The organism is Candidatus Magnetominusculus xianensis, from assembly GCA_001541255.1.
GTDB classification, from domain to species: domain Bacteria; phylum Nitrospirota; class Thermodesulfovibrionia; order Thermodesulfovibrionales; family Magnetobacteriaceae; genus Magnetominusculus; species Magnetominusculus xianensis.
This window is the reverse complement of the sequence record LNQR01000021.1, coordinates 54,155-63,045: the sequence shown is the minus strand read 5'-3', so window position 1 is coordinate 63,045 and position 8,891 is coordinate 54,155. Positions and strand designations below refer to the sequence as shown.

Here is an 8,891-nt window from a genome sequence, read left to right as displayed (position 1 = left end):
ACTCCCTTATCCATCTCATTATCGTTTGACATGATACCCCTATTATCTTACCGGTCATGGTCATCGATACCCCAGATAAATACAAAGCAAGCGCTATTATCTTCGTTCTCATTGAATAGCCCTTCTTTTTTGATTTCGTAAAATTGCACCCACATTCCTTGCACTTGTATCTCTGCTGCCTGTGTACTATTCCGTTTTTTACATTCCTCTCCGACTTGCACTTTGGACAGTTCACGTTTTTACCCTCCTTTTTATCTTTCTGAGGACTATTATAACATATATCTATCTTTTAGTGATACCATCGGATAACTTGTGTTCTTGACAATCCATTTTTATTTATTTTAGACTGAGGACAGTGAGACTTTGAAAGAAATGCTGGTTGGCAAGCTGTTATCTAAGGTTAAAATAAAGCTGATGAGCGGTGTACAGATATCTTTAGAACAGCTCTTTGGCATAAGTAAGGAATGCCGGAGATATGAAGTTTAGTGAGCTTGTCAGATTATTGATGGATTTAGAATTTACAAAGAGAAAGGTTCGATAAGATATTATGGAAGAGCAGGCTTTGATAAACTCATCAGAGTAGATTACCACTGGGCTTAAGGAAGTCCCAAATGGAACATGCCAAGCGATATTGAAGGCATCAGGCGTTAAGAATAAGTGAAGTGAGGTAAAATGATAGAATTAGAATATACGCTTATAATAGAAGCCACTGATGAACCGGATTATTTTGGGTTTTATTCACCCGAGTTGGAAGGATTTACGGGGATTGGTCATTCTGTAGAGGACTGTATATATAAAGCTAAGTGGGGAATGAAAGAGCATATTAGATTATTAAAAGAGCATGGGCTTACACCGCCACTGAGAAACCAGAATCCAAAAATTATTATACAAAATGAACAAGAAATGTTAGTTGTCTAGCGCATATTGGGATGTGTCCTATGTCCCTTAATAAAAATGACTTTAAGATTAATAGTTATCATGCAGCACTCTTAAAAGCAAAAGAACAAGTCGAACAACAGTTTATTTTTAGTGTGCTGGAGCAGGCCATGTCTGCTGAGAGTGGGACTGATTCTTTAGGTTTTGAAAATATCGTTGGAGTAGGAATAGGCAGGAAAATGATCAATGGACAATATACTGAGCAGGATTGTATCAAAGTTTATGTTGCAGAGAAGGCAGCTTTGGAGCAGGTTGATATAAAGGCCCGAATACCAAAAGATATAAATTGGATTCCGACTGATATCGTTGCTACCGGTGAAATACATGCACTATCACATAAAGGGCGTTATCGTGCTGTACCAGGTGGAGTTTCCGTTGGGCATTTTTTGATTACGGTCGGCACGGTCGGATGTATGGTTAAGGACAGCAATAATCAGTTGTACCTGTCAAACAATAATCATATTCTGGCTGATTGCAATAGAGCGAAAATTGGAGACTCTATTGTACAGCCGGGGGTGTGTGATGGCGGTAAAGTCCCTGCCGATGTTATAGGTAAACTTTCACATTTTGTGCCGATTAAGTTCTATGACCCAGAGACTCTTCCAGAAAATCTTCCAGAAAATTATGCAGATTGTGCAATTGTAAAGATATCACCAGAGATTGTAAGAAATAAAAACAAGTGTTTTGGTGAACTTTCTGATAGTATAACTCCCTGTAGTAAAGAATTATTAGTTAAAAAATGTGGCCGGATAACACAGCTTACACATGGTATAATTACAGACTGTAACGCTTTAGTAAAAATTAATTACGGTACATCTGGTATGGCACTGTTTAAAGATCAAATAGTGATTCAATCGACAAAAGAGCAATTGCCTTTTAGTGATCGTGGGGACTCGGGGTCGCTCATAGTTACAGAGCAAGGAAACAATCCAGTGGCGCTTCTCTTTGCTGGCAGTCGCACTCACACTGTTGCAGCTTCTATTTCAACCGTTTTAGGCGAACTAAGCAACCTAACCAAGCAGGAGCTTGAAATAGTTATATAATGAATTCTACTGTTTTAGTTTTTGACGAATATGTTAGTGGAAATATGGAATAACTCATTTCCATTTCAATAAGGATAGATATGGTACTATACTCATTAACATTAACAGCTCGATAATTTGTTACGCTTGTATGTTTCAGCCAGACGTGGTATACTAAAAGTAAACGTGAAGGTGTAATAAATATGGAGAAACCATCTGCTTTGACAGGACTATCGATTGAGGAAGTTAAGTCAAGGTATGAAATGGGCTTAATCATAATAAACGAAGTTGTGGGTGTTGGTATCGGCGAAGAAAAAGGGATACCAGTTATTAAGGTATACGTTATAGAAAAAACTAAATCTGTTATGGAGAAACTTCCTCTTCAAATCGAAGGCTATCGTGTCGTTATTGAGGTAACTGGGGAGGTACATGCGTTTTAGTGTCATGCGTAGTTAAATGGAACAATCATTATCTCCCCAGTGCATCTTAGCCTCCCTTTCGGTATCTATGTACTTGTACTTATCCCAGTCTGCCGTTTTCTTTGCGGCACAGGTTGGAAACTATTACGGCCCGGTTGCTGCGCAAAACCCAAACTGAGCAGACGACCCTGGTGTCAGAGACTTGTTCCAATCTAAACCAGTAACCGTAGCCGTATTTCCAGTGACCGTGTAAGCCGCATTCCAAAATGAACTTATTGTACCCGTAACAGGCATCGATATGCTCCATAAAATCGTTTGTGTCGTTTTGTTTGTCACTGTTACATCAGCGCAGTAACCAGTGTTCCATGAGCTGGTGACAACTTTGGTGTATGTTGCTTGTCCGCCGGGTGCGGGTGTCGGCGTTGGTGTTGGCGTAGGTGTTGGTACTGGCGTTGTCGTAGTTGCGCAAAACCCAAACTGAGTGGATGCCCCCGAACTTAGAGACTTGTTCCAATCTACACCGGAAACCGTAGCCGTATTTCCAGTGACTGTATAAACCGCATTCCAAAGTGAGCTAATTGTTCCCGTAACAGGCATAGATATGCTCCATAAAATTGTTTGTGTCGTCTTGTTTGTCACTGTTACATCAGCGCAGTAACCAGTGTTCCATGAGCTGGTGACAACTTTGGTGTATGTAGCCTGCCCGCCGGGTGTGGGTGTTGGAGTAGCTGTAGGCGTAGGCGTTGGTGTAGGGGCCGGAGTTGGCGTAGGTGTTGGCAGGATATTCGGTGAGCCTGCACCGTCGTGGATTGCCTTTAGCAGTGTGCCGTCGTCCCCTGAGAGTTCCCAGAACATTACGCCGCCAAATCCTGTGGCATAGTAGCTCTTTTCCATGATTGACTGTACGTTGTCGTAGCTGATAAACACATGCTTTGCAGAATTGTACAGATACGGTACGCGCGCTACACTGTCCCAGTAGTACTGGTAGTCGTTTTTGCTTATATAGTTGACCGCTATGTCTTTGTAGTCAAGCACTCCTGGTTCATAGCTGCCTGGCCCTGCACCGCCAGCAAACTGCACATTTATACCAACTGATGCCGCACCGGTGACACTTCTGCCGTAAAAGGCAAGCCCTGTTACAATCTTGTCCTTTGGCACCCCTGCGTTTCTGAGGTTTTCTACGGCGCTGTAGATATTATATTGGCTGTTTAGGTAGTCTGCGTTGTTAAACAGGGCTGAGTTATGTCCTGTCTTACTATCCCATGCCCCATGGAAATCGTATGTCATAACATTTACCCAGTCGAGGTATCCTATGAAAGAGTTATAGTCAAGCGCGGCAATCCCGCTGGGGTTTGCACTTGCCGCTATGGTTATCAGCCGACCTGAGCCGAGGACTGAACGAAGGTCCCTGATAAGCAGCGTATAGTTGTCCCTGTCTGAGGCAGCACCAGCGTTTAAGCCGCCAATGACCGGGAACTCCCAGTCGATGTCTATGCCGTCAAAGAAGCTATACGTCTGAAGGAACGCGACCACAGAATTAGCAAATTTCAGGCGCGATGCACTATTTGATGCCACCGAGGAGAAGTTCTGCGAACCTGTCCAGCCCCCTATAGACACTAAGATTTTTAGATTAGGGTATTTTTCCTTAAGCAGCCGTAACTGTTTGAAATTTCCCCGTATCTCGTTGACACTCCATGAGTCCGTCGCCGGGTAAAACTTCTCCAATGCCGCATAGGTATCCCATACCGCAATCTCTCCGTTGTCGTCTATCTTGGCAAAGGCATAGTTTATATGTGTCAATTTAGCCGCAGGGATATCGCTCACCTGGTAGTTCCTCGCGTATACACCCCACTCCACAAAATACCCGACTATCTTGTAGGCCGCTGTACCCGAGGCAAACAAGTTGTCGTAAACAGGCATCAATGTTATTACCGCTATGGCAACTGCTAAGGCTATTATTTTTCTCATACTGTTTTCCTCCTTGTTCTTATTACTTTCTCTTATGTTAATTCTATAATACAAAGAACGGGGGCTATACTTGTGTGATTCAAAATACATGTATGACTGTGTAATATGTTTAACAGCTAGCTTGTCATAAATAAAAACACCGCTGTGAGGTTATGGGGCTGGATTTCCAGCTATGAGCGTTTCAATTTATATTCCTAGTATCTGAACATGGGTAGCATTTTCCACTTGTCATATGTTTAAAGATTGTGTTATAGTGATGTCACTATGGCTGAAAAAGCGGCGGGTATTGCAGCAGTGCAAGATAATAGGAGTGGGTTGGCAGATGGTCTAACCACAGGTAAATACTCTTTGCTGATGAATGCTATACTTACAATAGAGAACCGCCTGATGTGGACTGAGCTGGCATATCTTGCCCTGAATCTATGTATAATATTGTGTTCCATGGGCTTATTAGCTTATGCGGCAGGCAAGTCAGATATTCATATAACCAATATATCTGTGTTATTTCTTATAGTAATTGGTGAGTTTATCTGTGTACACTGGTTAATATCCTCGATGAAGCTTCAAATGAGGTTAAAGCTGCGGTACTTTCAGGCAAGATATTTAGAGAGAAAACATGGAATAAGTGGTGAGACATTTCTATCAGATGAGGCATTATATCTTAATCCTTCCATTGGATTCGTCGAAAGCCCTGACAAGAATGAACGTGTTGATTATCCAACTCATGGGGCAACAAGAATGGATGGATTTGCGGGTGCTGCTAAACCAAGACATCTGACATGGTTTATGGTGTCTGTGGTATTTTTTATTTACATTGCACTCCTGCTGTGGGTATTGGCCGGTATGTTTAAGATTTTATAGCGGCTTCTTATTTTCCCAGCTTTTCCCAGCTTATCTTATCAGCGGACCGTTACCATTTGCACTTGACTGAAAATTGGCGATGTGGTGTTTGATGCGTAAGCAAGTATAACAACGACATTGCTGCTAATCGGGTTTAAAAGAATCTGCCCCTCTGATGGGGAGGCCATTACAAATAATGGATTACCGGAAAATACACTCGCGTCTCCCTTAAAGGTATGATGGGAGATAAAGTGTGAGAGAACTGAGGTCAGGCCGCCAGGATATGCCGGGTATGTGGCGACGCTGGCTTGATTTAAAGCAGCTTCACACGTCTGATTTGCTGTGACTGGGGTTGCAACCTGAATGCATCCTTGTGAGCCTGATGTATTGGTGATGATTATATATGGCTCACCGGCTACGTACAAATCGAGATATCCTTGTAAATCGGTAACTGCACTCCTTGCGTTTGACTCTGTTGCCCTAACCCGGGCCTTTTCTCTCTGCCCCAAAAAGGCAGGTACCGCTATAGCGGTCAACAGGCTGATTATCGCTATAACTACCATAAGTTCAACTAACGAAAAACCTTTTATATCTCTCAAACGCTTCACCATAATATCATATATCCTTTTTATCCAATTAATCAAGCCTCTCTCCACTGATAACGAAGACTGATAGCCTTCCATCACCTACTGCAGTAGTGTAACAAAAATACAATATTTAATTCAATCCATAGACTGCGGTTAAAATCGATGTGAATATTGTATAATAAAATATGGGGTCTGACTGTGTAATTATACTGTAGTTATCTGTAATTATACTCTGTAATTATACTAGGAGGAAAGGAGTAAGATGGAAAATAACACTGACCAGAGGGCTATCACTGTCTACCCATCTACTGTAATACCTATTGAATGTCCATACTGTAAGGTCAAAGGTAAAATAAAAAGGGAGTACCCGCCGGAAAAGAAATTTACCATAATTTGCCCTAACTGCAAAAAGCATATCACAATTAATATTAATACTCGTTTGTTCTATCGTAAAGACATTCATCTTGAGGCTTATTATCAGATGAAGGGAACGAAAAGTCCGGCAAAAAAGTGTGAGATATTAGATATGTCCCGCATGGGACTGAGCCTCAAGTGTCATAAAATCGAGCCTATTCATAAAAAGACAGGCGGTGTTATGTTGTTGAAACTTGCATTGCCGCCGAGGAAAGAGTCAATCAAGGTATCTTGTGAAGTTGTGCGTACTATTGAGGAGACAGACAAGACTATAACCCTGGGGCTAAAGTTCATAGACCTTGGTGAATATGAAGAGACGCAAATCGGCTTTTTCCTGCTGCCGTAAATAACACATGCCTAATCTCATGGTCATTAGTCACCGCCACTACATTTACTGTACCCCAAAAAAATCCAGAAGCCCAAGCCGGGCGTTTATAAGGAGTTCCGGCGGGGACGGCCATTGTTCCATGATAATCATGCCGTTAAAACTGCGGTTTTTCATTATTGATGAAAATCCCCTCAGCCCAAGGCTGTTTGATTGTGATGGGCCGGTGAAGAGTGTCATGTGGCTGTCGCGGTCTCCGAAGTTCTCGTGGGCGTGGATATGAACTATTGGCACGTCAAGCCTGTCGATATATCTGAGAAAATCGTTTCTGGTTTCATGGAAAATATTGGCGTGGCCGATATCAAGGCACATGCCTACATGCCTGGCATTTTGGATGGGAAGCATAGAAAATAACCGGTTAAAGTCATCAGGGCCTGTAATAGTAGTGTTCTCGATGGACAGTTGAATCCGGGCATTGGCAGTAATGTTGATTAATGGAATCAGGGATTTCATATAGCTCTCGATTCCATGTTCTGTAAAGAGGTGAATATTTATATTTGACGCCCCGACGTCGCAGGCGAACTCTACATGCTTGTTAAAAATGTCCGAGAAATTGTCGAATAATGGATTGGCCTCGGCGGGGACATGCACAGACAGGGCTATATTGTGTCTGGTGGACTGTTCTTTTATGAGTTGTCTGTCCTGTCTGGTGGCATCTTCAATATCCCAGCCCTGGCCCCATGATTTTTTGTCAGAGAACCACTCAAAGGCATCAAAGCCGTTATTTATAGCAAAATCAAACGGCAGCCGACCCTGCGGTGATGAGAAGGCCGTCTGATTGCCTATGCGAATATATTTTTTATCAACCATAACCATAGTTATTATAGTAGGGCGTTGCGATTTTTGCAATCACATATGTTAGAATAGGGCGTTGCAGTAAAAAGGAGGATGTGTGTGTCAGAGGATATAAGAGTACGGTTTGCGCCAAGCCCTACGGGGTATCTTCACATAGGCGGGGCGAGGACTGCCCTTTTTAATTATTTATTTGCCAGACATCACAATGGAAAATTTATTCTACGCATAGAGGACACTGACAGGAGCCGCTCAACGGACGAATACATAGAGGCAATCATAGACGGCATGAAATGGCTGAACCTTGACCACGATGAGGGACCTTTCAGACAGACCGACCGCACGGAGCTGTACCGTCAGTATGTAACCCGCCTGCTTAAAGAGGATAGGGCGTATTATTGCTATTGTTCTGCAGAGGAGTTGGAATCAAAGAGAAAACTTGCCGCCGCAGCCGGTAAGCCGCCCAGATATGACGGCACATGCAGGGATTTGAAAAACCCCATCGCGGAGATAAAACCAACTGTCAGGTTTAAGATGCCCCTGTATGGCAGCACCCTGGTTGATGATTTAATAAAAGGCAAGATAGTTTATGAAAACACTGTATTTGACGATTTTATAATAATGCGTTCAGACGACACGCCAACGTATAATTTCGTAGTCGTAGTGGATGACATAGAGATGGGCATAACGCACATAATCAGAGGGGATGACCATTTAAATAACACGCCGAAGCAGATACACATATATGAGGCATTTGGGAAGACGCCGCCGAAGTTTGCGCACCTGCCGATGATACTTGGCTCTGACAAGGCGCGTCTGAGTAAGCGTCATGGGGCAACGTCTGTGCAGGCCTATCGTGAGATGGGTTATCTGCCGGAGGCGCTGTTGAATTACCTTGTACGGCTTGGCTGGTCACACGCTGACCAGGAGATATTCTCGAAGGCCGAACTGATAGAGAAATTTTCATTAGAGCATGTCGGCTCCTCTGCCGCCGTTTTCAATCCGGAGAAGCTGTTGTGGATGAACAGTGAATACATTAAGGCGAAGCCGCCCGATGAATTGATCCCGCTGTTGACGCTTGACACCACTGGTTTGGATAAGGCGTGGCTTGCCAGGGCGATAGCAACCCTTCAGGAGCGCTCAAGAACCATAATAGAGCTGGCAAATTCACTGCAATACTATATTGAAGAGACAGTAGTAATAGATGAAAAGGCGGGAAAGAAGTTTCTGACCTCAGAGACAAAGCCGTACATTATGGCATTAATAGAAAGGCTCAGTGCGATATCAGACAGCGGCTTTACAGCGAAGGAGATAGAGTCCGTGTTTACGGGGCTGATGACTGAATATAACATCCAGCTTGGCAAGATAGCCCAGCCGACAAGGGTAGCCCTAACGGGAAACACAGTAAGTCCTGGTATATTTGAGGTCATAGAGCTAGTGGGAAAAGAGCGGACAATAAAAAGGCTGCAAAAGGCTCTGGTGTCTGTTAGGGGAATTTAATTGCTGCCGTAACATTGTACTATACCCA

The 8,891-nt window shown here is 43.2% G+C and carries 11 protein-coding genes; 7 read left to right on the top strand and 4 right to left on the bottom strand.

Going from position 1 to position 8,891, the window contains the following annotated elements:
* Positions 1 to 235 (bottom strand): IS1/IS1595 family N-terminal zinc-binding domain-containing protein (locus ASN18_RS17030; RefSeq protein ID WP_435050994.1); only part of this gene is annotated, 235 nt, incomplete at its 3' end.
* A gap of 128 nt (positions 236 to 363) precedes the next feature.
* Here ASN18_RS17030 and ASN18_RS17750 point away from each other — a divergent pair.
* From ASN18_RS17750 to ASN18_RS02775, 4 genes are all read left to right on the top strand, one after another.
* Positions 364 to 486: a hypothetical protein gene (locus ASN18_RS17750; RefSeq protein ID WP_306688549.1), complete on the top strand. Its 123-nt coding sequence runs from the start codon at positions 364 to 366 to the stop codon at positions 484 to 486.
* Between the two features lie 186 nt (positions 487 to 672).
* Positions 673 to 918, top strand: a complete 246-nt coding sequence (locus ASN18_RS02785; protein ID WP_085051081.1) for a type II toxin-antitoxin system HicB family antitoxin — start codon at positions 673 to 675, stop codon at positions 916 to 918.
* A 20-nt stretch (positions 919 to 938) separates the two neighbouring features.
* Entirely contained in the window at positions 939 to 1,979 is a 1,041-nt protein-coding gene (locus ASN18_RS02780) for a hypothetical protein (RefSeq protein ID WP_085051080.1), read from the top strand.
* A gap of 182 nt (positions 1,980 to 2,161) precedes the next feature.
* Entirely contained in the window at positions 2,162 to 2,398 is a 237-nt protein-coding gene (locus ASN18_RS02775) for a hypothetical protein (protein ID WP_085051079.1), read from the top strand.
* Positions 2,399 to 2,521: 123 nt separating this feature from the next.
* On the opposite strand, the gene ASN18_RS02770 is transcribed toward ASN18_RS02775, so the two are convergent.
* Positions 2,522 to 4,345: a glycoside hydrolase family 18 protein gene (locus ASN18_RS02770; protein ID WP_236861464.1), complete on the bottom strand. Its 1,824-nt coding sequence runs from the start codon at positions 4,343 to 4,345 to the stop codon at positions 2,522 to 2,524.
* Positions 4,346 to 4,609: 264 nt separating this feature from the next.
* Between ASN18_RS02770 and ASN18_RS02765 the strand changes: the two genes are divergently transcribed.
* Positions 4,610 to 5,206 carry a hypothetical protein gene (locus ASN18_RS02765; RefSeq protein WP_085051077.1) on the top strand — a complete coding sequence of 199 codons (597 nt, stop codon included), beginning with the start codon at positions 4,610 to 4,612 and terminating at the stop codon, positions 5,204 to 5,206.
* 38 nt (positions 5,207 to 5,244) lie between these two features.
* Here ASN18_RS02765 and ASN18_RS02760 read toward each other — a convergent pair whose 3' ends face one another.
* On the bottom strand, positions 5,245 to 5,796 hold the full coding sequence (locus ASN18_RS02760; protein ID WP_236861463.1) for a type II secretion system protein: 552 nt from the start codon (positions 5,794 to 5,796) through the stop codon (positions 5,245 to 5,247).
* Between the two features lie 238 nt (positions 5,797 to 6,034).
* On the opposite strand from ASN18_RS02760, the gene ASN18_RS02755 reads away from it, so the two are divergent.
* The gene (locus ASN18_RS02755) at positions 6,035 to 6,532 is read left to right on the top strand and encodes a PilZ domain-containing protein (RefSeq protein ID WP_085051075.1); all 498 of its coding nucleotides are present in this window, start codon (positions 6,035 to 6,037) and stop codon (positions 6,530 to 6,532) included.
* A 45-nt stretch (positions 6,533 to 6,577) separates the two neighbouring features.
* Here ASN18_RS02755 and ASN18_RS02750 read toward each other — a convergent pair whose 3' ends face one another.
* Complete coding sequence (locus ASN18_RS02750; protein ID WP_236861462.1) at positions 6,578 to 7,381, bottom strand: sugar phosphate isomerase/epimerase family protein; 804 nt, start codon at positions 7,379 to 7,381, stop codon at positions 6,578 to 6,580.
* 84 nt (positions 7,382 to 7,465) lie between these two features.
* Between ASN18_RS02750 and gltX the strand changes: the two genes are divergently transcribed.
* The gene (gene gltX / locus ASN18_RS02745; protein WP_236861461.1) at positions 7,466 to 8,863 is read left to right on the top strand and encodes a glutamate--tRNA ligase; all 1,398 of its coding nucleotides are present in this window, start codon (positions 7,466 to 7,468) and stop codon (positions 8,861 to 8,863) included.
* Positions 8,864 to 8,891 lie beyond the last annotated feature (28 nt).

Coding starts and splice junctions, on each gene's coding strand:
- ASN18_RS02785 (WP_085051081.1), top strand. CDS start 673: ATGATAGAATTAGAATATACGCTTATAATAGAAGCCACTGATGAACCG.
- ASN18_RS02780 (WP_085051080.1), top strand. CDS start 939: ATGTCCCTTAATAAAAATGACTTTAAGATTAATAGTTATCATGCAGCA.
- ASN18_RS02775 (WP_085051079.1), top strand. CDS start 2,162: ATGGAGAAACCATCTGCTTTGACAGGACTATCGATTGAGGAAGTTAAG.
- ASN18_RS02770 (WP_236861464.1), bottom strand. CDS start 4,345: ATGAGAAAAATAATAGCCTTAGCAGTTGCCATAGCGGTAATAACATTG.
- ASN18_RS02765 (WP_085051077.1), top strand. CDS start 4,610: ATGGCTGAAAAAGCGGCGGGTATTGCAGCAGTGCAAGATAATAGGAGT.
- ASN18_RS02760 (WP_236861463.1), bottom strand. CDS start 5,796: ATGGTGAAGCGTTTGAGAGATATAAAAGGTTTTTCGTTAGTTGAACTT.
- ASN18_RS02755 (WP_085051075.1), top strand. CDS start 6,035: ATGGAAAATAACACTGACCAGAGGGCTATCACTGTCTACCCATCTACT.
- ASN18_RS02750 (WP_236861462.1), bottom strand. CDS start 7,381: ATGGTTGATAAAAAATATATTCGCATAGGCAATCAGACGGCCTTCTCA.